The 20,514-nt window shown below is 60.0% G+C and carries 16 protein-coding genes and 1 other RNA gene; 9 read left to right on the plus strand and 8 right to left on the minus strand.

What is annotated here, in order from left to right; translation table 11 throughout:
* Positions 1–1,122 (plus strand): PilZ domain-containing protein (locus LG31_RS0103380; RefSeq protein WP_033113097.1); only part of this gene is annotated, 1,122 nt, incomplete at its 5' end.
* Between the two features lie 276 nt (positions 1,123–1,398).
* Here LG31_RS0103380 and ffs read toward each other — a convergent pair.
* The 8 genes from ffs to LG31_RS0103415 form a co-directional block, all read right to left on the minus strand.
* Positions 1,399–1,495: signal recognition particle sRNA small type (gene ffs, locus LG31_RS20250), an RNA gene on the minus strand.
* 102 nt (positions 1,496–1,597) lie between these two features.
* Complete coding sequence (locus tag LG31_RS0103385; protein WP_033113098.1) at positions 1,598–2,386, minus strand: sulfite exporter TauE/SafE family protein; 789 nt, start codon at positions 2,384–2,386, stop codon at positions 1,598–1,600.
* A gap of 87 nt (positions 2,387–2,473) precedes the next feature.
* Complete coding sequence (arcD, locus tag LG31_RS0103390) at positions 2,474–3,910, minus strand: arginine-ornithine antiporter (protein ID WP_033113099.1); 1,437 nt, start codon at positions 3,908–3,910, stop codon at positions 2,474–2,476.
* A 366-nt stretch (positions 3,911–4,276) separates the two neighbouring features.
* Positions 4,277–5,038, minus strand: coding sequence for an SDR family oxidoreductase (locus LG31_RS0103395; RefSeq protein ID WP_033113100.1), 762 nt, complete (start codon positions 5,036–5,038; stop codon positions 4,277–4,279).
* Between the two features lie 72 nt (positions 5,039–5,110).
* On the minus strand, positions 5,111–6,031 hold the full coding sequence (mmsB, locus tag LG31_RS0103400; protein ID WP_033113101.1) for a 3-hydroxyisobutyrate dehydrogenase: 921 nt from the start codon (positions 6,029–6,031) through the stop codon (positions 5,111–5,113).
* Positions 6,032–6,081: 50 nt separating this feature from the next.
* Positions 6,082–7,197, minus strand: a complete 1,116-nt coding sequence (locus LG31_RS0103405; RefSeq protein WP_033113102.1) for an enoyl-CoA hydratase/isomerase family protein — start codon at positions 7,195–7,197, stop codon at positions 6,082–6,084.
* Positions 7,190–7,987 carry an enoyl-CoA hydratase gene (locus LG31_RS0103410; RefSeq protein WP_033113103.1) on the minus strand — a complete coding sequence of 266 codons (798 nt, stop codon included), beginning with the start codon at positions 7,985–7,987 and terminating at the stop codon, positions 7,190–7,192. Before LG31_RS0103410 ends, LG31_RS0103405 begins: the two co-directional genes overlap by 8 nt.
* A 104-nt stretch (positions 7,988–8,091) precedes the next feature.
* The gene (locus LG31_RS0103415; protein ID WP_033113104.1) at positions 8,092–9,249 is read right to left on the minus strand and encodes an acyl-CoA dehydrogenase family protein; all 1,158 of its coding nucleotides are present in this window, start codon (positions 9,247–9,249) and stop codon (positions 8,092–8,094) included.
* A 318-nt stretch (positions 9,250–9,567) separates the two neighbouring features.
* On the opposite strand from LG31_RS0103415, the gene LG31_RS0103420 reads away from it, so the two are divergent.
* From LG31_RS0103420 to LG31_RS0103455, 8 genes are read left to right on the plus strand one after another with little or no spacing between them, the layout of a single operon-like run.
* Positions 9,568–10,710, plus strand: a complete 1,143-nt coding sequence (locus tag LG31_RS0103420) for an isovaleryl-CoA dehydrogenase (RefSeq protein ID WP_033113105.1) — start codon at positions 9,568–9,570, stop codon at positions 10,708–10,710.
* A complete protein-coding gene (locus LG31_RS0103425) occupies positions 10,707–12,317 on the plus strand; it encodes a carboxyl transferase domain-containing protein (protein ID WP_033113106.1) in 1,611 nt (536 codons plus the stop codon). Before LG31_RS0103420 ends, LG31_RS0103425 begins: the two co-directional genes overlap by 4 nt.
* Before the next feature lie 11 nt (positions 12,318–12,328).
* Positions 12,329–13,165 carry an enoyl-CoA hydratase-related protein gene (locus LG31_RS0103430; protein WP_033113107.1) on the plus strand — a complete coding sequence of 279 codons (837 nt, stop codon included), beginning with the start codon at positions 12,329–12,331 and terminating at the stop codon, positions 13,163–13,165.
* Positions 13,162–15,132 carry an acetyl/propionyl/methylcrotonyl-CoA carboxylase subunit alpha gene (locus LG31_RS0103435; RefSeq protein ID WP_033113108.1) on the plus strand — a complete coding sequence of 657 codons (1,971 nt, stop codon included), beginning with the start codon at positions 13,162–13,164 and terminating at the stop codon, positions 15,130–15,132. The genes LG31_RS0103430 and LG31_RS0103435 overlap by 4 nt, the downstream gene beginning before the upstream one ends.
* Positions 15,129–16,097, plus strand: coding sequence for a hydroxymethylglutaryl-CoA lyase (locus LG31_RS0103440; protein ID WP_033113109.1), 969 nt, complete (start codon positions 15,129–15,131; stop codon positions 16,095–16,097). Before LG31_RS0103435 ends, LG31_RS0103440 begins: the two co-directional genes overlap by 4 nt.
* A gap of 2 nt (positions 16,098–16,099) precedes the next feature.
* The gene (locus LG31_RS0103445) at positions 16,100–16,510 is read left to right on the plus strand and encodes a MerR family transcriptional regulator (RefSeq protein WP_031227613.1); all 411 of its coding nucleotides are present in this window, start codon (positions 16,100–16,102) and stop codon (positions 16,508–16,510) included.
* A gap of 36 nt (positions 16,511–16,546) precedes the next feature.
* Positions 16,547–17,308, plus strand: a complete 762-nt coding sequence (locus LG31_RS0103450; protein ID WP_033113110.1) for a substrate-binding periplasmic protein — start codon at positions 16,547–16,549, stop codon at positions 17,306–17,308.
* Between the two features lie 52 nt (positions 17,309–17,360).
* Positions 17,361–20,309 (plus strand): DUF748 domain-containing protein, encoded by a 2,949-nt coding sequence (locus LG31_RS0103455; protein ID WP_084059520.1) that lies wholly within the window; start codon positions 17,361–17,363, stop codon positions 20,307–20,309.
* Positions 20,310–20,514 lie beyond the last annotated feature (205 nt).

Consider the following 20,514-nt stretch of genomic DNA (forward strand, 5'->3'; position numbering starts at 1 on the left):
AAACAGATAGGATATTGCGGTTTATTGCAGGAGATTAGCCTCGACTCACAACGGGAAGAGTTCCGCCAGGAAGGGGGGACAATCAACAATCCCAACGAGTTGCAACGATTTGGCCACGAACAAGAGCCCATGCCTTTCGAGATCGAGCTGCTGCAATATGTTCAGCTACGCAAAGAACAACGCTACATCCACAAAACGGAGATAACCATCAGCCACAATGGCAGATCCTGGCAGGGCTTAACCCGCGATATCTCCGCCCATGGTATGCAAATTGAGCTGGAAGAGGCCTTTATCGGTGAGAAAAACGATGTTGTGACCATTGCCCTGCCCCGTCTACAGGAACTGGCCAAAACAATGGACTTGCTGCATCTGCCTTACCGGTTGGTCAGCCTCAACATGACCCGCACGGTATTGCACCTTTGCATTGAAGGGGATACCGCCCGCCATATTGGCCGACAGTTCTTCACTCTGCTTATCGAAAGTAACCAGAAAAAGTTGAAAACAGCCCCGGAGCACCGCCGCTATCGCGGACTTGCCAGGGCTCTACGCAATATTTACACCAGCCATCTTTTCAACACCCCACTCTATGTCAACAAGCTCAATGGGAGTCCGAAGCCGGCATCTATTGGCAAATCTATCAAACCACGTTCATTGCAAAGAGTGCTCACTGTTTGTACTGCAAATCCGGAGCATGGCAACCTCTATCCACTGTTTCAGGGAGACTTGCTGAAAGAAGTGCTGATGACCCCGCTGCGTCATCAGGAACGAGATGACAAACCAAAGCAGGAAGAAGTCTACGTATCGTACGTGCAAACAAACTCAGGTTGGCCCCAAATCAAGAGCTGCCTCGCCAACTCGTTCAGCAATGTGCAAGAAAAGCGGCAATTTATCGAGCAGGCATTACAGCAGGGGGAGTTTTATTCAGTGCTGGTTGGCATATCCCGTACTGGCCGACCAGACATCAACTTCGTCGCCAACGAACTGGATACCATCGCTAAATTTGCTATCCACAAGGCAAAGAAGCTGGAGGAGGATCTTTGGAGCGTGCTCGGGGTCAGTGAACTGACTGATACGACAGAAGCAACTCTATTCCGACTTGGTATCACGCAACAATTAACCTAATAACCTAACGCCCCCTGTCCAAGAGGCCAAGGTGCTGTCGAACCAACAGAAGCCAGGGTTTCGCAACAGCTTCACGGGCCGTCAGCTTGTCTCGGGTATGCAGGGATTTTTTGATCTCTTTACGACTACCACAGGGGGCGTGGTGATTTTCCGGTAATACCAGATGCCGTGGGGACTGAGCCAGAGATTCATCAATGAGCTCCTCATCGTCCACACAAAGTGGATGACCAAGGGCTCTTGAAAGGTAACTTATTGAATTGCAGAAACAAGTGGTGGCCCTACCAGCCACATCCCGGCACTCAAGTCCCCCGCCTTGGCTGCTACCTTCCGGTCCTGACCAGGTCGACGGGTTATCAATGCGAGAGGACCAATAGGACCACCGGCGAGGAGAATAGGCAAACTGGGCGTTCAATGCAACGGCTTTCTGCCTTCCAACAGATCGTTTGCCTTATTTTTCAACAAACTGGCCAATGGTTCAGCTAAACAGCATGAATTTCGCCCCCACCAGCAGCATCAGCAGGGCAAATGCCTGCTTGAGTCGCTGGGGGGAGAGTCTGTGTGCCAGTTTGGCCCCCACCCGGGCAAACTGGGTGCTGGTGAGCACAATACCAATCAGGGCTGGCAGATAGATGTAGCCCACACTCCACTCGGGCAGATCCGCATGCCCCCATCCTGCATAGAGATAGCTCAGGCTACCCGCCAGCGCGATCGGCATGCTACAGGCGGCTGAAGCTGCTACCGCGTTGCGCATCGGTACGCTGTTCCAGCTCAGATAAGGCACGGTGAGCGAGCCACCGCCTATACCAAACAGTGCCGACATCCAGCCAATAACAGTACCTGCGATGCCAGTACCGAGCGCTCCCGGCAGATGACGTTCCGCTTTGGGCTTGAAGTTGAGCCCCATCTGCAGTGCCATGGTCCAGGCAAAGCAGCCAATGATGATGTTGAGGGTACTGGCACTAAGCAGATTGGCAGTCATGCCGCCGAGCCAGGCGCCAAGCAGCATGCCAGCCCCGAGCCTGCGGATCATCACCCAGTCGACCGCTCCCGCCTCCTGATGAGCCCGCAGCGAACTGAAACCGGTGAAAATCATGGTCGGCAGCGAGGTGCCAAGCGCCAGATGGGTGATGATATCGGGATCGACCCCCTGCGCATGAAAGCTCACCACCAGCACCGGCACTATGATAAGGCCGCCGCCGATCCCGAACAGTCCGGCCAGGATGCCGGCGAAAGCCCCCAGCAGCAGATAACCCATAAACAGCATAAAAATTCCTTCCGAGGCAACGCCGACAACTGTGACGCGGACGGCGTGTAAAAGAAGAGATGGCCCTTGGGCCATCTCTTGTCTCTGTCAGTTCAGGGGGATGGTGCCGTCCATCACCTTGTAGAAGGCCAGCACGGCACAGCCGAGCAAGGCCGCCGTCATCCCCTGCTCCAGCCGGTTGAGGCCGCGCAGACCGTGGTGTTGACGCGCCTTCCAGTAGATAAAGATACCCGGGCTGTAGAGCAGCGCCACCAGCAGCAGATACTCGACGCCGGCCGCATAAACCAGCCAGCAGCCATAGATGGTCGCCATCAGTGCCAGCAGCAGATCACGCTTGCGCTGATGAGGTTGACCCTGATAGGTCTCCCCTTTCAGTGCCAGCTTGAGACCATAGGCGCCTGAGAAGACATAGGGTACCAGCGCCGCCGAGGTGGCGATGTTGACCAACGCCAGATAGGTGCTGTTCTGGAAGTAGATGATGATAAGGAAAGTTTGCACCAGACAGGTGGAGCACCAGAGCGATACCTGCGGTGAGCCGTTCTTGTTCTCCTTGGCAAACCAGGCCGGGAATACCCCGGTCTTGCCCGCAATGTAGGGCACTTCAGCCGCCAACACGGTCCAGCTCAGCAGAGCCCCCATCACGGAGATGACCAGACCGATGTTGATGAGCCAGGCGCCCCAAGGGCCGACTACCGCTTCCAGGATCATCGCGGTAGAGGGGTTCTTGAGCTGAGCCAGTTCAGGCTGGGTCATCACCCCCAGCGAGAAGAGGGTCACCATCACGTAGAGCGCCAATGCCCCCAGCAGAGCCAGCACAGTCGCACGGCCGACATCCTTGCGATGGCGGGCACGGGCAGAGACCACCACAGCCCCTTCAATACCGATGAAGACCCAGAGGGTAACCTTCATGGTGGACTTGACCTGATCCATCACGGAACCAAGATCGCTGTTGCCATGACCCCAGAAGTCCAGAGTGAAGGTTTTCATGTTGAAGGCAAGCAGGATGGCCACGCTGAAAACGATGAGCGGCACCATCTTGGCGATGGTGGTCACGATGTTAACCAAAGCTGCCACCTGCACCCCGCGCAGTACCAGCGAGTGTACCGACCAGATCAGGATGGAGGCCAGCGTGATGGCCACCGGCGTATTGCCGTCGCCGAAGATGACGTGATCCGGCGTATCGAAGAAGTAGCTTAACGCGCTGAACACCACGATGGCGTAGGAGACGTTGGCCAGCAGTTGGCAGAGCCAGTAACCCCAGGCAGCGTTGAAGCCGATGAAGTCACCAAAACCGGCCTTGGCGTAGCTGAAGATACCGCCATCGAGATCCGGGCGACGCATGGAGAGGTTTTGATAGACCAGCGCGAGGCAGATCATGCCGACCCCGGTGATGGCCCATCCAAGAGCGACCGCCCCGGCGCTGGCATGTGCAGCAATATTCTGTGGGAGACTGAAGACCCCGGCGCCGACCATGGAGCCGATCACCAGCGAAATGAGGGCGCCAAGCCCTAGTTTCTTGTCCATCTCAATCCTGTTTAATTAGGCGGCGGCAGAGCGTCCGTATTCATACTGCGCGCGATATGGGAGGGGCTGAAAATCCGGACCCCATGAAAAAGGCGGCAACTATATTGCATGACTATTCCGACCGCAATCCCTCGCATCGTCAAACATGCACCACCTTGACCGCGCGCAATTTTACAGCACTGACCTCAAGGGCCTGTGAGCTGGTTCAAATTAACTGAGACCCATTGATATTTCTCATATTTCTGCCGCCATAGAGCGACCCGGATGGTGCCCATGCATCGCCATTCAGTACCTTGGTAACTCAAAAGAGTGCATAAAAAAGCCCTGACCACGAGGTCAGGGCTCAATGTAAATCTTGGTAAAGGTCTACAGACGCAGACCGCCGTCAAGCTCGATCATCCGGCCATTGAGGTAATCGTTGGCAAAGATGAAGGCAACGGTGTCGGCCAGCTGCTGCGCCTCACCCAGTTTGCCGACCGGAATAGCCTGCTGCATCCGGGTCATCGCCTCCGGCTTCATCGCAGCCGTCATATCGGTGGCGAATACCCCGGGGGCGATCCCCATTACCCGGATACCGTGGCGGGCAAGCTCCCGCCCCCAGGTCACCACCAGCGAGGCTACCCCCGCCTTGCTGGCGGCATAGTTGCTCTGGCCGATATTACCGGCACGGGCGATGGAGGAGATATTGATGATGACGCCCCCCTCCCCGCCGGTTGCCATCAGCGCGGCCCCCTCACGCCCGCACAGGAAGGTGCCGGTGAGGTTGACGTCGATGACGCTCTGCCACTGGGCCAGGCTCATCTTCTCTGCAACCTCCCCCTCTTTCACCTTGATCAACATGCCATCGCGCAGAATGCCGGCGCAGTTGATCAACCCATGCAACCGACCAAAGTGCGTCTTGATCGCGACAAAGGTGGTCTCTACCTCCGGTTCACTTGCCACGTTGCAGACGAAGATGGCCCCTCGCCCGCCACGGCTTTGTACCTCGGCCTGCGTCACGGCCAGATCGCTGGCATTCAGGTCGATCAACGCCAGCTCGGCCCCCTGAGCGGCAAGATTGAGGGCTATGGCCCGCCCCAGCCCTCGCCCGGCACCGGTAATGGCAATGACTTTCTGCTTGATATCCATTCTCTCTCCTTGTGATGCCAGCGGTAACGATAGTCTGACCCCATCAAGCCGCAAGATGGCGCCCGGCGACCACTACCCCTCTCTGCCTTTTTCCAGATAAAGCCGGACGATACTGGAAAAATCCAGCTCTCCCTCTCCGTTCGCCGCATGCAGATTGAACAGGTTGCGCGCAAGTGCCCCCATGGGCACAGCGCTGTGAGCATGCTCGGCCAGCGCCATGGCGAGGCCGAGGTCTTTCACCATCAGCCGGGTCATAAAACCCCCTTGATAGTTACGGGCAGCCGGTACGTTCTCCATCACCCCGGGCCAGGGGTTGTAACGCTCCAGACTCCAGTTGTTGCCCGAGCTCTTGCCCATGATGGTGGAGAGCACAGTCGGATCCAGCCCCTCCTTCACTCCGAGCGCCAGCGCCTCGGCGGTGCCCGCCATATGGATCGCAAGCAGCATGTTGTTGCACATCTTGGCGATCTGCCCGGCGCCAAGGGGGCCGGCGTGAAACAGATTCTGCCCCATGCAGGCCAGTACGGGCTTGGCCGCATCAAAGTCGGCTGGCTCGCCGCCAACGATAAAGGTGAGTGAGCCTGCCGCAGCCCCTGCGACCCCGCCCGACACGGGGGCATCGATAAAGCGCAAGCCGCGTGTACGGGCTGCGCTCCCCACCTGACGGGCAGAGGCCACATCGATGGTGGAGCAGTCGATCACCAGCACACCGGCAGGCAATGCTGCCAGCAGATCCTGCCCGCCCCGCTCACCATTGCTCTCGCCCAACCAGAGGGAGCGCACATGCTCACCGGCAGGCAACATGCTGATGACGACATCACTGCCGGTCACCGCTTCGCGGGCATCACCTGCCGCAATGCAGCCTGCGGCAATGGCGCGCTCGACACTGTGGGCAACCAGATCAAACACCTGCACCGTATGCCCAGCCTTGGCCAGATTGGCTGCCATGGGTCCCCCCATGTTGCCCAGCCCGATAAATCCGATCCTTGTCATTCTGCTTGCTCCTTGCGTTCTTGATAGCGCTGCGGCTGCCAGACCAAGACCTATATGCTGGCCAGCGGGTTGCGCCCATGGGGCCAGCGATAGAATTCGTCCAGCCAGTTACCCTCGGCAGGCTGATCCTGCCAGTGGGGATCCCTGTCCTTGTCGATAAGCAGCGCCCGCACCCCTTCCACAAAATCGCCCTTGAGCACGCAGTTGACCGAGAGGGTCAATTCGTCAGCAAATACCTCGGCAAGAGATTGACGGCGAGCCTGCCAATATTGGCGCCAGAGGATGGCACGGCTGATGGAGCTGCCGCTACGGCAGCTCTCCTGCGCCTGGGCCAACCCCCTCTCTCCCGCCGTTTCGTCAAATCGGGCAGCAAACAGCCTTGCCAAAACTCCAGCCAACGTTCGCCCTGCCAGCAGGTCATCGATTTTTGGTTGATGGGGCAGCAGGATGGGCGCAGGCAACTGCGCTGCAACGCCGCGATGAAGACTGCACAGCAGCTGATCGATCTGCTCACGGGACTCGCAACCGACTGACCAGTCGAGTGCCGCCAATCGGTGTAGCAGCTCGGCTCGCTCGCTGCTGGCTATAGCGTGATCCGCCAGCCCAAGGCCGATGGCATCGCTCCCGTTGAAACGGGCACCGGTGAGACCAAGCCAGAGACCGAGTCGCCCCGGCATCCGGCTTAAAAACCAGCTGGCCCCCACATCGGGGTAGAGGCCGATTGTCACCTCCGGCATGGCGAACAGGCTCTTCTCGGTCACCACCCGAAAATCGGCGCCGGCAAACAGACCTATCCCACCGCCCATGCAAATGCCATCCGCTACGCAGACAAGGGGCTTGCGGTAACAGTGGATGTGGTGATCGAGCCGGTACTCCTGCTCGAAAAAGTCGCGTGCATATCCGAACAGTTCCGATTCGCTCGCCTCCTGCTTGCGGTAATAGAAGGAGCGAATATCACCACCGGCACAGAACGCCTTCTCGCCCGCCCCCTGCAGCAGTACGCAGACGATGGCGGGATCCTGCTCCCAGCGGGTCAGTGTCTGTTGCAGGATCTGGATCATCGGCAGGCTCAATGCGTTGAGAGACGCAGGGCTGTCGAGAGTCAACACCCCGATCTGGTGGCCATCAGCCGTTGGATAGGTTGCGATACTGACTGGCTCACTCATGGGTTGCACCATCCGGCTTTTGGTACTGCCAGTGCGGGGCGCGCTTTTCGAGAAACGCTGCCACCCCTTCCCGCTGGTTGGCATCGTAAAACAGTTCGAGGAAGAGGCTTCGCTCGAGCGGCAAAGCCGCATCACGCGGGCCGCAGCGCCCCTGATTGATCAACATTTTGCAGGCGCGCAGGGCACTCGGGCTCTGGCGCTCCACCAGATGAGCCATCTGATAGGCGGCCTCCCACGCCTGCCCGGTTTTCACCACCTCCTCCACCAGCCCGATCTCATAGGCAAGGGCGGCACTCACCTTCTCGCCGCAGAGGATCATCCGCTTCGCCCAGCCAGGCCCCACCAGCTCGGTCAGACGCTGGGTACCCCCCGCGCAGGGTAACAGCCCCACCGAAGCTTCCGGCAACCCCAGCAGCGCCTGCTGCTCGGCGATGCGGATATCGCACGCCAGCGCCACTTCCAGCCCACCGCCCATGGCGTAACCGTTGATGGCCGCAATGGTAACGCCGTGAAAACGAGCCAGCGCTTCGAATGCACGACCAAAAGCGTCGGCTACATCGCGAGCCTGTTCGACATTGCCATCAGCAAACAGGTTGAGATCGGCACCGGCGCAGAAGAACTTCTCGCCAGCCCCGCGGATCACCAGCGCAACCACATCGGGGCGACTGTCGAGCTCCTCCATCATCCGCAGGAAAGCTTGCAGGCTGGCAAGCGTCCAGGTATTGGCTGGCGGATGGTCAAGGGTGATGTAGGCCACGTGGCCGTTATATTCGAGCCTGATCCTTGTCATTGCGTTTGTCCTTGTCAGTAGAGCGATAACCATGATGGCAGAGTTGCATGAAACCAACCTGTGACTGGCTCACAAAGCTGGCGCCATTGATAGGTCATCCGACACTACATCAGCGCCAATCCCTGCTCGGCCAGCAGCCGACGCGCGATGATGAGTCGCATCACCTCGTTGGTTCCCTCCAGAATGCGATGCACCCGGGTATCGCGCAGGTAGCGCTCAAGGGGATAGTCGCGGGTATAACCATAGCCACCAAAGAGTTGCAGAGCCTCATCACAGATCCGATAACCGACGTCGGTGGCAAACCGTTTGGCCATGGCGCACCAGGCACTCTTGTCGGGATCCCCGCGATCCAGCTTGTCTGCCGCTTGACGCACCAGCAGACGGGCGGCAGCCAGCTCGGTCGCCATATCGGCCAGGCGAAACTGCACGCTCTGGAATTCGCTGATCGGGTGACCAAATTGCTGGCGCTGCTGCACATAGGTCAGCGCATCGTCCAGCGCCTGCTGGGCGGTACCTACCGAGCAGGTAGCGATATTGATACGCCCCCCATCAAGGGCCTGCATGGCGAACTTGAATCCTTCCCCCTCTTCGCCCAACCGATAGCAGGCAGGAATGCGAACCCGATTAAAGACAACCTCCCGGGTCGGCTGGCTGTTCCAGCCCATCTTCTCTTCTGCCTTGCCATAGCTCACGCCGGAGGCATTAGCCGGCACCATAAAGGCAGAGATCCCCTTCGCACCTTCACCACCGGTGCGCGCCATCACCACCAGCACGTCGGTACTGCCCGCTCCCGAGATAAAGACCTTGGTTCCCTCAATGAGATAATTGTCGCCCTCGCGAATGGCTCGGGTCTTGAGCGCCGCCGCATCGGAACCTGCACCCGGCTCGGTCAGGCAATATGATCCCAGCAGCTCGCCGCTGGCCAGTTTGGGCACCCACTCCTCAGCAACCTCGGTGGGCAGCCAGCTGCCCAGCATCCAGCTCACCATGTTGTGGATGGTCAGATACGCCGTGGTCGAGGTACAGCCCATGGCGAGACGCTCGAAGATGAGGCTCGCATCGAGGCGCGGCAGCCCCAATCCGCCAAACTGCTCCGGGGTATAGAGACCGCAAAACCCGAGCTCTGCCGCCTGCTTGATGGTCGGAATAGGAAACTCGTGTTCTTTATCCCAGCGCGCGGCATGGGGTTTCAGCGCGTCGTCGGCAAAGGCGGCGGCCGCCTCCACATACGCCTGTTGATCATCGGTCAGGGTAAAGTCCATCTTGTCGTTCGCTCCCTTGTTGCCCCGCGCTTATTGTCCCGCGCTTATTTTCCCGCGTTAGCGCTTTATGACGCGGCGCCCAAACACTGGTCATTCGGATCTGCCACTATGGCGCTGTTGTCGTGGTAGCTGATGACGCTCTCACAACCACCTCTCTATCGACACACAACAGATTAACAATTGATTTACGTTTACGCTAACGTAAACTTGTGGCAGAAGTGAAGTACAAAATGGACCGACCACTGCCAGCCGTGACGCCGAGTCAGCCGGTCGAGCCAACCTTCCTACCCGACTGTCATATCCGCAAGGAGAGCATGGATGCAGATGGATGAGACCCTGAATGCCCTGACCGAACAGGTTGCGGCCTTCTGCCAGAAAGTGATCGCCCCGCGCGCCAGCGAGATTGATCAAAGCAACGCCTTTCCCCGTGATCTCTGGCCCCGGATGGGTGAGCTGGGTCTGCACGGTATCACGGTGGCAGAGGAGTATGACGGAGTGAACCTCGGCTATCTGGCCCATGTGCTGGTAATGGAGCAGGTGAGCCGCGCCAGCGCCTCGGTCGGCCTCTCCTACGGCGCCCACTCCAACCTCTGCATCAACCAGATCCACCGCCACGGCACACCGGAGCAAAAAGCCCGCTACCTGCCTCCGCTGGTGAGCGGCGAGCATGTGGGGGCGCTTGCCATGAGTGAACCCGGGGCGGGCTCCGACGTGGTGAGCATGCGCCTCACCGCAGTGCGCGAGGGGGATCACTTCGTGCTCAACGGCAACAAGATGTGGATCACCAACGGTCCGGATGCCGACACCTTCGTCATCTATGCCAAGACCGATGCCGCTGTCGGCCCCAAAGGAATTTCTGCCTTTATCGTCGAGGCGGGGACTCCCGGTTTTTCTACCGCCCAGAAGCTCGACAAGCTGGGGATGCGCGGATCCAGCACCTGCGAGCTGGTGTTCGACAACTGCCGGGTACCACAGGAGAACCTGCTGGGCACCTTGCATGGCGGAGTCAAGGTACTGATGAGCGGGCTCGACTACGAGCGGGTGGTACTGGCGGCCGGCCCCCTTGGCATCATGCAGGCCTGCATGGACGTGGTACTGCCCTATGTGCGCGAGCGCAAACAGTTCGGCCAGGCCATCGGCGAGTTCCAGCTGGTGCAGGGCAAGCTCGCCGACATGTATACCCGCCTCGCCAGCAGCCGGGCGCTGGTCTACTCGGTGGCGAGCGCCTGCGACGCTGGCCACACCAGCCGCAAGGATTGCGCCGCCGCTATCCTGTTTGCCGCCGAAAATGCCACCCAGATGGCGCTCGATGCCATCCAGCTGCTGGGAGGCAACGGCTACATCAACGAATACCCCACCGGTCGTCTGCTGCGGGACGCCAAGCTCTATGAAATTGGTGCCGGTACCTCGGAGATCCGCCGCTGGCTCATCGGCCGCGAGCTGATGGGAGAGAACGCATGAGCAAGATCCACTCCCGTCTCGACACGGCGAGCCCGGAATATGCGGCCAATCTGGCCGCCATGCAGGGGCTGGTCGACGATCTCCACGCCCGCATTGCCGAGCTCGCGCAAGGGGGCGGCGCGGCCAACAACGCCCGCCATCAGGCTCGCGGCAAGCTGCTGCCCCGCGAGCGCATCAACCAGCTGCTGGACCCGGGCTCCCCCTTTCTCGAACTCTCGGCGCTGGCTGGCTGGCAGGTCTATGACGAGCCGGTGCCCGCCGCTGGCATCATCACCGGCATCGGTCGGGTCTCGGGCAAGCTCTGCATGCTGGTGGTGAACGACGCGACCGTGAAGGGGGGCACCTACTACCCGCTCACGGTAAAAAAACACCTGCGCGCCCAGGCCATCGCCGAGCGGTTGCGCCTCCCCTGCCTCTATCTGGTGGATTCCGGCGGCGCCTTCCTGCCGATGCAGGATGAGGTGTTCCCCGATCGGGAGCACTTTGGCCGCATCTTCTACAACCAGGCCCGCATGTCGGCCCAGAACATCCCCCAGCTGGCGGTGGTGATGGGGCTCTGTACCGCAGGCGGCGCCTACGTCCCCGCCATGGCGGATGAATCCATCATGGTCAGGGAACAGGCCACCATCTTTCTGGCGGGCCCACCGCTGGTCAAGGCCGCCACCGGCGAGGAGATCAGCGCCGAAGCCCTGGGTGGCGCCGAGGTGCACTGCGCCCACTCAGGGGTGGCTGATCATATGGCCCGCGACGATGGCCACGCGCTGGCCATCGCACGTACCCTGCTCACCCATCTGGGCAGTGACCATGATCCGATCTCGGGCTTGGCATCGACCTACGATGAGCCAACCTACCCGATAGAGGAGCTCTACGGTCTGGTGGGCACCAGTCTCAAACGCCCTTACGACGCGCGGGAGCTGATTGCCCGACTGGTGGATGGCTCTGACTTTGACGAATTCAAGGCGCTGTTCGGCACCACGCTGGTGACCGGCTTTGCCCGTATTTGCGGTATGGAGGTGGGGATCCTCGCCAACAATGGTGTGCTGCACAGTGACAGCGCCCAGAAGGGGGCCCACTTTATCCAGCTCTGTAACCGGCGCGCCATCCCGCTGCTCTTCTTGCAGAACATCACCGGCTTTATGGTAGGGAGCAGCGCAGAAAAAGAGGGGATCGCCAAGCACGGTGCCAAGCTGGTCACCGCCGTGGCCTGCAGCCGGGTGCCCAAGATCACCCTGATCGTCGGCGGCAGCTTTGGTGCCGGCAACTACGGCATGTGCGGCCGCGCCTATGAACCCGATTTTCTCTTTAGCTGGCCCAACAGCCGCATCTCTGTTATGGGGGGCGAGCAAGCTGCCGGAGTGCTGGTGCAGGTGCGTCGGGACAAGCTGGCAGCCGAAGGTAAGAACCTGAGCGAGCAGGAGGCAGCAGCCATCCGCGCGCCGGTGATAGGGCAGTATGAGCGCCAGGGCCACCCCTACTACGCAAGCGCTCGCCTGTGGGATGACGGCGTCATCGACCCGGCCCAGAGCCGCACCGTACTGGCATTGGCACTGGCGGCCTGTCAGGGTGCCCGCATTGAACCCGAGCAGTACGGCATCTTCCGGATGTAAGGAGCAAACCTATGTCAGATCCACTTACTTACTCCCAGAACCCGTTTCGGCTGGAGCGGCACGGCCCGCTGGCCGAGCTGGTGCTGTCGCGCCCGGCCCGTCACAACGCCTTTGATGCCGACCTGATGCTGGGGCTGCTCGACTGCCTCGATGACCTGGCCCATCTCCATGGTCATGATCTCGCCGAACGTCCTCATGCTTTGCTGCTGCGGGCCGAGGGCAAACACTTTTGCGCGGGCGCCGACCTCAACTGGATGCGTAATCTGGCCCACGCCGATTTCGAGCACAATCGCGAAGACGCCCGGGTACTGGCGCGGCTGATGCAGACCCTCGACGAGCTCCCCTTCCCTACGGTGGCACTGGTACAAGGGGCTGCCTATGGCGGGGCGCTGGGGCTGATCTGTGCCTGCGATATTGTGCTGGCCAGCGATGATGCCCGCTTCTGCCTCTCCGAGGTGAGCCTGGGTCTGGTGCCTGCGGTGATCAGCCCCTACGTGGTGCGCACTATGGGGATGCGTCAGGCGCGCCGCTACATGCTCAGTGCCGAGCCGTTCGATGCCATTACCGCCTGTCGGCTCAATGTGGCACACCAACTCTGCAAACCGGATCAACTGCTGGCGGAGGGGCGGGCGCAGGCCCTTCGTCTGTGCCGCAACGGGCCGGAGGCGATGAAAGAGACCAAACGGCTGCTGGCGGCGATAGAAGCCCATCCTTCCCGCCTGCACGAAGAAAAAACCGTCGAGACCATCGCCCGGGTTCGGGTGGGGCTCGAAGCCCAGGAGGGGATGCAGGCCTTCTTCGACAAACGCCCTCCCACCTGGCGTCCCCGTTTCAAGGATGAGACATGACCCATCACACTCAAATTAAGCGCCTGCTGATTGCCAATCGCGGCGAAATCGCCGTGCGCATCATCAAGACAGCGAAACGCCTCGGCATTCACACCATCGCGATCTACTCCGATGCCGACGCCCATGCCATGCACACCCGTCTGGCCGATGAGGCCTGGCATTTGGGGCCCGCACCGGCCAGAGAGAGCTATCTCGACACCGGTAAGGCGCTGAAGATTGCCAAAGAGGCGCGCGCCGATGCCATCCATCCCGGTTACGGCTTTCTGTCGGAAAACAGCGATTTTGCCACCGCCTGCGAACAGCGCGGCCTGCGCTTTGTCGGCCCAAGCGGCGCCGCCATTCTCGCCATGGGCGACAAATCGGGCGCCAAGGCGCTGATGCAGGCTGCCGGTGTACCTGTACTGCCTGGCTATCACGGCACGGATCAACGGCCGGACTTCTTGCGCGATCAGGCGAGCCAGATTGGCTTCCCGCTACTTATCAAGGCAGCCAGTGGCGGCGGTGGCAAGGGGATGCGCCGGGTCGATCAGCTGGCTGACTTTGACGAGTCGCTGGCGGCAGTCAAACGTGAAGCCAAGGCCGCCTTTGGCGACGATCTGGTGCTGCTGGAGCGCTATCTGCCCCAGGCTCGCCATGTGGAGGTGCAGGTCTTTGCCGACAGCCTCGGCAACGCCATCTATCTGGGGGACAGGGACTGCTCCTTGCAGCGACGCCATCAGAAGGTGATCGAAGAGGCGCCCGCCCCCGACATCCCTCCGGCTCTGCGCCGCGCCATGGGGGAGGCAGCCGTGGCCGCAGCCAAAGCCATCCATTATCAGGGGGCTGGCACCATCGAGTTCCTGCTCTGCAAGGATGAGTTCTTCTTTATGGAGATGAACACCCGGCTGCAGGTGGAGCATCCGGTCACCGAAGCGGTGACCGGGCAGGATCTGGTGGCTTGGCAACTGGCCGTGGCCGAGGGCAAGCAACTGCCACTCACCCAGGATGAGGTGGTGCTGCGCGGCCATGCGGTGGAGGCGCGCCTCTACGCCGAGGATGTGGCGGCCGGTTTTCTGCCTGCCAGCGGGCCTATCCACTGGCTCCACTGGCCAGATGGCGTGCGTATCGACACCGGCGTCACCGCTGGCGATGAGGTGAGCCCCTATTACGATCCCATGATCGCCAAGCTGATCGCCCACGGCCAGAACCGCGCCGAGGCGTTCGCCAAACTGGCAGATGCGCTGGCGGCACTGGATCTCGGGCCGCTGGTGCACAACGGCCCGCTGCTGCTGCGCCTGTGTGAAGAGCCTGACGTCCTGGCCATGGGCCACCATACCCAGTGGCCCATACCCACCACAGCACGGCCCATTCCTGAGCTCGCCTGGCCGCTGGCCACCCTCTGGCTGGCGAGCCGCCCTGCGGGCACCTCCCCCTGGCAGCAAGCCTGCGGATTTCGGCTGGGGCCGGATCGCTGCTGGACTGCAGCGGTACGCATCGGTGATGAGCACCGGGTATTGACCCTTAACGATCATGGCGGCCAGTTTGAGTGGCAAGGGGAGACTCATTGCTACCAAAGAGGTGACGATCATATCCGGCTACAACAGGGTGGCGGCTGGCAACAGATCCCCATTCAGACGGCCGCAGGCTCGGAGGCAACCTTCATCATGACCCTGGGGGGCCAGCGCATCCGTTTCGCAGCCGATGATCAGCTGCACAGTCACCACCATGATCAGGCAAACGAGAAGGCGCAGGGCGCCATCGCCCCCATGCACGGCATAGTGGTAGCCGTGTTGGTCGAACCCGGCCAAAAGGTCAGCAAGGGACACCCCCTGCTGGTGCTGGAGGCGATGAAGATGGAACACCAGTTGCGTGCAGAGCGGGATGGTGTAATTGAAACCCTGCAGTGCAAACTGGGCGAACAGGTAAGCCAGGGAGCCGTGCTGGTGCGCTTTGCCGAAGAGACTGCTTCACAGGAGGAACACCCATGAACCGATCACAGGACGTCCGTGACGACAGGGTCAGTCTGGTGGAGATGGGGCCGCGAGATGGCCTGCAAAATGAAGCTGCGCCCCTCTCCCTGGTACAGCGGCTGGAGCTGATCCAGCGCCTTACCGACAGCGGCCTGCAACGCATCGAGGTGGGTGCCTTTGTCTCTGCCAAAAAAGTGCCGCAGATGGCGGACTCCGCAGCGCTGTTCGAGGCACTGCCGCGCAAGGGCTCAACCCGTTACGGCGCCCTGGTGCCCAATCTGCAAGGCTTGCAGGCTGCCATTGCCGCCCGCGCCGACGAAATTGGCCTCTTCACCGCCTGCTCCGACGGTTTTACCCGCGCCAATATCGGTATCAGCGTGGAGGAGTCGCTGGTGCGCTTCGCCCCGCTGGTGCAGGAGGCGCGCCGCCTCGGCATCAAGGTGCGCGGCTACCTCTCCACCGTCATCGCCTGCCCGTTCGATGGCCCGACCCGCCCGAAACGGGTCGCCGCCATGGCCGAGCAACTGCTGGATCTCGGTTGCCACGAAATTTCGCTGGGGGACACCATAGGCGTCGGCACCCCGGGCACGGTGGCCCCCATGCTGGATGCGGTGCTGCACGAGATCCCGGCGGGTCGACTCGCGGTCCATTTCCACGACACCTACGGTCAGGGCTTGGCCAACCTGCTACCCGCGCTGGAGCGTGGCATTCGCACCATCGACTGCTCAGTGGCGGGGCTTGGCGGCTGCCCCTATGCGCCGGGCGCCTCCGGCAATGTGGCGTCAGAAGAGGTGGTCTACCTGCTGCACGGCCTTGGCATGACGACCGGGGTGGATCTCGACAAACTGGCGGCCACCGGCCAGTGGGTGAGTGAGCTGCTCGCTCGCCCCAACGGCTCGCGGGTCGGTCAGGCCCTGCACGCCAATGCCGAGCGGCTGCGTGCGCGCCTCTGCCAGCCACACGCCCAGCAACAGGAGTCATGATCATGTCCCGTTCCCTGCCCGGCAAGGAGATCACCTACAGCATTTCGGAGCTGGCCCACGAGTTCGATGTCACGCCGCGCACCATCCGCTACTACGAGGATGAGGGGCTGCTCACCCCGCTGCGGGAGGGGCAAACCCGCATCTACAGCCACCGGGACAAGATCCGGCTCAAATTGACCCTGCGCGGCAAACGGCTGGGGTTTAGCCTGGCCGAGATCCGCGAGCTGTTCGATATGTACGACACCGACAAATCGAGCAAAACCCAGCTCCACTCCATGATCCAGCTGATCGAGACAAAACGCGGCGTGCTGCGCCAACAACTGGAGGATATCCAGATGGTGATGGCCGAGCTGGAAGCCGCCGAACAGCGCTGTGTTAATTCCCTTAACAGCTTGAAAACTGGCGCAGATTAACCGAATCTGGGAGCAAGCTATTGCCTTGGGGATCCCATGAGATATTGGTGCTGGTTTTTGCTCTTGTTCAGCCTCTCTGGCTGGAGCCATCCCCTCATCAAGGTTGGTGGATACCCCTATGCCCCCTTTGTGGTCAAACTCCCCGATTCCCGCTATGAAGGGCTGACGCTGGATCTCATCGCCAAGCTAAACGAGATCCAGCAAGAGGTAAGATTCGTGTTTGTTCCCACCTCGGCCGCCAACCGTTACAAGGCGCTCGATCTGGGCCGTTTCTCGCTGATGCTGTTTGAAGACAGCAAGTGGGGCTGGCAAACCGACAAGTTCAAGATGACCTCCCCCTTTCTTGGCGGTGGTGAAGTGTATGTTGCCCTCAAGGCCCCCGGGCGAGACCAGCGTTTTTTCGAGGATCCCTCCCTGCACCACCTTATCGGTGTAACCGGTTATCACTACGGTATCGGCCAGTTCAATGCAGATCCGGTCTATTTGCACAGCCATCTCGACATCACGCTGTTCAAGGACAACGTCAGTGCCCTGCAAGCCCTGCTCAAGGGACGCGGTGATATCGCCATCCTCAATATCTCCTATTTGAACCAGTATCTGCTCAGCAACCCCGAGGTAAAGGCGCAGCTGCTTGTGTCGCAAAAGTGGGACCAGCGCTACCAGCACCGCGCTATCTTTGATCCCGAGGCCAGCATTACCCCTGCCCAGCTGGAGCTGTGGCTGGCCAAGCTGCGCCAAACAGGTGATCTGGATCGACTTTGGACAAAGTACGGCGTATCAGAGTACGCAACCCCATGATTACTATCTGACTTTTCGGTACCATGACGGGAACCGAATGGGAGTGCATCAAATGGAGACCACCATGCCCGCATCCCCCCGAGCTCGCCGGTTGCGCTACCTGGTCTACGCACTCCTGCTACTCCTTATCCTCGTTTCCCTGTTGCTGTGGCAAACTCCGCGGCTGATCCAGCGCTACCTGCCCGGCTGGCTGGCCGATCGCTACGGCATTCACCTCACTCTGGGCGAGATCGATGTCAGCTTGCGTCACCCCGCTCTGACAATCGGCTTCAGTTCACTGCTCGATGACAAACAGCAGCCCATCGTCAACTTTGACCATCTACAGATTATCCCGGAACTGAAAACAAGCTGGCAGCAAAAACGCGTGGTACTCAGCGACGTCACGCTGACCAGGCCGGTGGTGCTGGTGCAGCGACTGAGCGACAAAAAGGGGGACGTTCGGCTCAACCTGACCGATGCGCTGGCAACTCTGCTTGCACCTACCCCCGTAGCCCAAGCAGAACCGGAAACTGCCCCTGTTATCGTTGATATTGGCCGTATTGCGCTGACCGATGGACAACTCGCCTACCTGGATAAACGCAAGGCGAGCGAACCCGGCTGGGTGCCCTCAGTCAAGCTCGATAAACTGGCGCTGCAACTGGAGGGGCTGAGTACATCCGAAGAACACCTCACCGCCTACCAGCTGGCTGCCACCCTCAACGGCAAGAGCACGTTGAGTGCCCAAGGCAAGCTGGATATCACCAGCGGCATGGGTCAGGGCAAGGCAAGCCTCAAGCAACTCGACATCAAACCCTTTGCCCCACTCTGGGCCCCCTATCTCAAACTGGCACTGACCCAGGGTAATGCCGGGGCAGAGGTGGAATATCAGCTGAAAAACGGCAAGAAAGGGATCGAGTGGCAATTGTCAAAAGGCAAGCTGACGCTCGATAACTGGCAAATGAAGCACGACAAGGGTGAGGAATTTGCCCGCTTCAGCCAGCTGGCCATCGCTGAACTTGCTGTGGATGGCAACAAACAATCCCTGCATATCGGCAAAATCACCCTGCAACAGCCACACCTCAAGGCCACAATCAATGAACGGCAGGAGCTGGATCTGGCCGAACTATTGCTCGATCAACCATCAGCCAAGCCGAGCAAAGAGAAAAAAGAGAAACCGGCCCCCGCCAGCAAACCATGGCAGTGGCAGATCAACCAGATCGCCATCAACAAGGGGGATATCACCCTCACCGAAGCGAGCAGTGGCAAACCACTGGCACGACAGCTATCCGACCTGCAGCTGTCATTAGGCCCGCTTGGCAGCAAGAGCGAACAGCAGAGCAAAGTGACGCTCTCGACCCGTTTCAACCAGAAGAGTCCCCTCGCCTTTGATGGCCAGCTGACCATGACCCCCTTTACCCTCAGTGGTGAGATAACCCAGCAGGCACTTCCTCTTGTGTTGGCCCAGCCCTATCTGAACGATCTGCTGCGGATCAAGGTGAAAGAGGGCGAGCTCAGCAGTAAAACCAAGCTGGCGCTGGCAACCACAGAGCAAGGGGAACTGAACAAGCTGACGCTGCAAGGGGGGCTCGATATCCATACCCTCAAGGTGGTCGATCGGGCCGATAACCAGAGACTGCTCGAAATCAACGACCTGAAGCTGACCGGCCTCGATTACGACGGCATCAGCCAGAAGATGAAGATCAAGGATGTGGCGCTGACCAAGCCTTTCGCCCGCATCGAGATCAACGAAAATGGCGTCACCAATATCCAGCAACTGCTGCTGACCGCCCCAGCGTCGGCCAAGGGTAAAGCCGAAGTCTCCCAGAGCAAGAACAACAAAGCAGCACCCGCGTTTCAATTCACCATCGATGAGCTGCGCACCGAGCAGGGCAACCTCCGCTTTGCCGACCGCAGCCTGAGCCAGGATTTCGTGGCCGATATTGCTTCGCTGGGCGGCCAGAGCCGCCACATCAGCAACATCCCGGGCCAGCGCTCCGAACTCTCCTTGAATGGCAAGGTGGATCGCTACGCCCCGGTAACCATCCGCGGCGGCACCAACCTACTGGTCGCCGATCCGGTGCTCGACATTGCGGTCGCCTTCAACAATCTGGAGTTGACCACCTTTACCCCTTACTCGGGCACCTATGCCGGTTACGCAATCGACAAGGGGCAGCTCTCGGTGAAGCTGCACTACAAGCTGGAAGGCAAACGGCTGGAAGGGGACAACGACATCACCATCAAGAAATTGCAACTGGGTGAGAAGATCAAGAGTGAGCAAGCAAAGGATCTGCCACTCGGTCTGGCCATCGCGCTGTTGAGTGATGCCAACGGCGTCATCCAGATGAACCTCAAGGTGAAGGGCAATCTTGACCAGCCCGACTTCAGCCTCGGCAATATCTTCTGGGATGTGCTTGGCAACACCCTGAGCAAGGCGATCACCTCCCCCTTCTCGTTGCTCGCCTCTCTGGCTGGCGGCAGTGAAGATCTCGACGAAATCACCTTTCTGCCGGGCGATCCGGATCTCACCCAGACCCAGCAAGAGAAGCTGACCAAGCTGGCGCAAGCTCTCAAAGATCGCCCCAAGCTCAGCATGAATATCCGTGGTAAGGTCAACTTCAATGAAGAGCGCCCCATCCTGCAGAGGCAAAAACTGGAGCGGGCCCTCGCCAAACTCACCGGCAATCAGGTCGATCTCGATCTGCTGGAGCAGGATAAGGATATGCAAGATGCCCTGGCACAGGCCTATGAAGATCGCTTCGGGGAAGATCTGGGAGATCTCGCCGACCGCCTGCATCTTGATGAAAAGAGCGCGGCGCTGCGGGCTCAGGCGGTTGCCCTGCTGCAGGAGCAACAGCTCATCACCGCCAAGTCCCTGCGCAATCTCGCCATGCGCCGGGCACAAAACACCAAGGAGTTTTTGGTGGATGCCCAGGGGATCACGCCAGAGCGGCTGTTTGTGCTGGACAGTCAGGTCAAGGAAGAGGACAAGGAGGCCAAAGTGGTACTGACACTGGATGAGTGAGCTTCTCCTCATCCGGTTCGCCTGCGCGTAATAAAAATACAACCCCTCAACTATTTTGACACCTTTTGCTCACGAAATCGGCTGGCCTGCTGAACAATTGGGCGTCATTGCAAATAAATACGTAATTTTTTTACGGTTTAGTCCCTTCCCCCCCTTGCGGCAGTTTTACAAGCTGCCTAAAATCGCGCGTCTTTTTGTTAACCCC

The organism is Aeromonas lacus (assembly GCF_000764665.1).
Lineage (GTDB): Bacteria > Pseudomonadota > Gammaproteobacteria > Enterobacterales > Aeromonadaceae > Aeromonas > Aeromonas lacus.

Bases quoted from the DNA above. Each gene is read 5' to 3' on its own strand.
- LG31_RS0103420 (WP_033113105.1), top strand. From the start codon at position 9,568: ATGCAGATGGATGAGACCCTGAATGCCCTGACCGAACAGGTTGCGGCC.
- LG31_RS0103425 (WP_033113106.1), top strand. From the start codon at position 10,707: ATGAGCAAGATCCACTCCCGTCTCGACACGGCGAGCCCGGAATATGCG.
- LG31_RS0103450 (WP_033113110.1), top strand. From the start codon at position 16,547: ATGAGATATTGGTGCTGGTTTTTGCTCTTGTTCAGCCTCTCTGGCTGG.
- LG31_RS0103410 (WP_033113103.1), bottom strand. From the start codon at position 7,987: ATGACAAGGATCAGGCTCGAATATAACGGCCACGTGGCCTACATCACC.
- LG31_RS0103385 (WP_033113098.1), bottom strand. From the start codon at position 2,386: ATGCTGTTTATGGGTTATCTGCTGCTGGGGGCTTTCGCCGGCATCCTG.
- mmsB (WP_033113101.1), bottom strand. From the start codon at position 6,031: ATGACAAGGATCGGATTTATCGGGCTGGGCAACATGGGGGGACCCATG.
- arcD (WP_033113099.1), bottom strand. From the start codon at position 3,910: ATGGACAAGAAACTAGGGCTTGGCGCCCTCATTTCGCTGGTGATCGGC.
- LG31_RS0103435 (WP_033113108.1), top strand. From the start codon at position 13,162: ATGACCCATCACACTCAAATTAAGCGCCTGCTGATTGCCAATCGCGGC.
- LG31_RS0103455 (WP_084059520.1), top strand. From the start codon at position 17,361: ATGGAGACCACCATGCCCGCATCCCCCCGAGCTCGCCGGTTGCGCTAC.
- LG31_RS0103430 (WP_033113107.1), top strand. From the start codon at position 12,329: ATGTCAGATCCACTTACTTACTCCCAGAACCCGTTTCGGCTGGAGCGG.
- LG31_RS0103440 (WP_033113109.1), top strand. From the start codon at position 15,129: ATGAACCGATCACAGGACGTCCGTGACGACAGGGTCAGTCTGGTGGAG.
- LG31_RS0103415 (WP_033113104.1), bottom strand. From the start codon at position 9,249: ATGGACTTTACCCTGACCGATGATCAACAGGCGTATGTGGAGGCGGCC.
- LG31_RS0103445 (WP_031227613.1), top strand. From the start codon at position 16,100: ATGTCCCGTTCCCTGCCCGGCAAGGAGATCACCTACAGCATTTCGGAG.
- LG31_RS0103395 (WP_033113100.1), bottom strand. From the start codon at position 5,038: ATGGATATCAAGCAGAAAGTCATTGCCATTACCGGTGCCGGGCGAGGG.
- LG31_RS0103405 (WP_033113102.1), bottom strand. From the start codon at position 7,197: ATGAGTGAGCCAGTCAGTATCGCAACCTATCCAACGGCTGATGGCCAC.